Source organism: Rhodococcus sp. A14, assembly GCF_011603105.1.
Taxonomy (GTDB): Bacteria; Actinomycetota; Actinomycetes; order Mycobacteriales; family Mycobacteriaceae; genus Rhodococcus_F; species Rhodococcus_F opacus.
The window spans coordinates 1-2,370 of record NZ_JAAOQS010000236.1 but is presented as its reverse complement, the minus strand read 5'-3'; the positions used below and the strand labels follow the sequence as shown (position 1 = coordinate 2,370).

At 66.4% G+C, this 2,370-nt stretch carries 1 protein-coding gene and 1 pseudogene; one reads left to right on the top strand and one right to left on the bottom strand.

The features are described 5' to 3' along the window. A pseudogene (locus G9373_RS45025) lies at positions 1 to 139 on the bottom strand (alanine dehydrogenase); the annotation flags it as partial. A 469-nt stretch (positions 140 to 608) separates the two neighbouring features. Here G9373_RS45025 and G9373_RS45020 point away from each other — a divergent pair. Next, positions 609 to 2,138, top strand: a complete 1,530-nt coding sequence (locus G9373_RS45020; protein WP_167121288.1) for a hypothetical protein — start codon at positions 609 to 611, stop codon at positions 2,136 to 2,138. Positions 2,139 to 2,370 lie beyond the last annotated feature (232 nt).

Sequence of the window (2,370 nt, the reverse complement as noted above, 5' to 3'; positions counted from 1 at the left end):
CGGCGAAGGAGGAGCCGATGCCGGCTTCGGATTCGATGATCACCTCATGGCCGCGTTCGGTGAGTTCGTGGACACCGGCGGGGGTGATGGCCACCCGGTATTCGTGGTTCTTGATTTCGCGGGGGATACCGATTTTCACGGGTAAAGCTCCTGAGCCTGTGGGTGTGGGTTGTGCGCGACGGGCGTCGCGGCGATCGGCGAATGTGAGGTGCATCACTTGATCGCGGAACCAAGTATGAATATTCGCCAATTCAGTGCCAAGAGAACTGCAGATAATTCTGTTTGAGAATGTGACGGCTAGTGAAGATTCAGTTCGGGGAGTGGATGAAGCCCCGGAACCGAAGCATGTTCAGGAGTCGAGCGGTCAGCCGAGCCGCCACCCCAGCCTGCCCAACCGCCGGGGAAAGGGGCGGGAGGACATCCGGGTCGCATCGACGCAGCGAGGGCTGCAATGACCGACGAGCACCTGTACATCCGGGCGCTGTTCCCACTCACGTTCGCGAGGCCGTCGAGCACTCGCCCTGTCCAGGCCGCGGACCTGACAGCGTGTCCTGCGTGGTCGCCGCATGGGTTGTGCCGGACCGCGAACAGCGAGTACAGCGAAAGATATGACGTCGACGAAGGGGACGCGGTGGTTGCCGTTGGCCGCCGTCGCGGTGCTCGTCGTCGTGCTCGCGGCGAGCGGGATTATTCCCGTCTGGCCGGGACTGCTGCACCTGGTTGCGCTGCCGCCGCTGGATCAGTTCGCGGACCTGCGACTTCTGCTGGTACGTACCGCCTCGTGGCCTCAGTTCCTGATATTGCTGGCCGTGGTGTCGGCCGTGCGGGTCATCCTGATGGCCTGGCTTCTCGGTGGACTCGATGCCCGACGCCTCCGCTTCGCCGCAGTGTTCTATGCGGTGGCGTTCGGCCCCGTCCTCTTGGCGACGCTCGGTGACGCAACCGCCTACGCGACGCTGTACTCGCGGGCGTTTTGGCCGGCGGTGGCGCTGGTCGGGCTGCTGGTCCTGATACTCGGCTCGGTCCCGTGGCAGGGCGGGGTGACCCTACGCGGTGCGATGGCGCGGGCGTGGCGTCGCGGCCTGCGGATCGAGGTGATGGTGCCGTACTGTGCGGCGGTCCTCGCGCTCGGCGCTCTGGCCGACCGGGCCCCGGCCCTCACTGTGCTGCTCGTGCCGGCCTCGGCTGCGGCGACAGGGCTGACAGTGTGGGCGATGGACCGTGCGCCACTCACCCGGCCCGTTGCCGCATTCGTCGCCGTCCTCGTCGCGGTGACGGTGGCGTCGGTGGTCTTCGTTCAGACACGACGCTATGACGATCCGGAACCCGGGTCACGACAGGCCGGTTCGCTGTTCATCATGTCCGGAATCAATTCGCGTTCGGGGCAGGGGAGCATCCACCGGGCGGACGTGCACCGGCTGGGTTACGAATGCGATCAGGTCTATTACTTCTCCTACGCCGGCCCCGGCGACGGACAGCCTCAGCGCGACTCGACGTGTCCGATCAGATCGGGGGTCCCGTACGAACCTGCCGACACCCAGCGCCCCGTCGAGGAACAGGTCGCGTTGTTTGCCGAACAGGCCGCTAACCTGCAGCGGCCGTTGATCGTTGCCGCACATTCCCATGCCGCCTGGATCGCGTGGGAGGCGGTTGCCACGGGTCGGGCGCGGGTCGACGTGCTGGTGCTGGTGGGTGTCTTTCCGGAAACACCGCTCGGCTTTCCGCCGCCGGACGTCGACCGACGGGGCAGGGTGTTCGGCGACCTGTTGCGGTGGGCGGCGCCCGCGACCGACATCGTCTTCTTCCCCTTCGACCCCGATACGCCCGCGGCGCGGCAACTGCTCGGCACCGCGGGCAGTGCACAGGCCATTCTCGGCGAGCCGCTGCCCGGGGAGGTGCGTGTTCTGAGTATCACCTCGGCTGCCGATCTTCCACTGATGCCGCACGGCTGGCGGCTGGACGTCGAACGCAATGGCTGCCCGGTCCGCGCCGCACACTCGTCGCTGCCGACATCGGCTGCGTTCGACGACGAGGTGATCCGGTTCCTGGACCACCGGGATTCTCCACCGTGTCCGATGTGGCGGGACTGGGGTGCGGTCGTGATGCAGGCGTTCGGGGTACCGCCGAGCGTGAGCTGACCGGCACCGTGGCGAACCAGCTGTCTGATCGACGACACACAATTGTGTCGAAGCGGTCGGGGCGATTTCTCGGACGCCGGAGCGCGGCCCGGAGTTAAATGGAATGACACAGGCGTAAAGGATTTCGGCAGCGAGTAAGCCCAACTCAAGGTCCGCCGCCGCCCGCTCCGGTGTCGTCCCAACCGTGCGGGAGGCATAGCGTCGGGGTGCACGATGATCGAAGCAGTGACAG

Coding starts and splice junctions, on each gene's coding strand:
- G9373_RS45020 (WP_167121288.1), top strand. CDS start 609: ATGACGTCGACGAAGGGGACGCGGTGGTTGCCGTTGGCCGCCGTCGCG.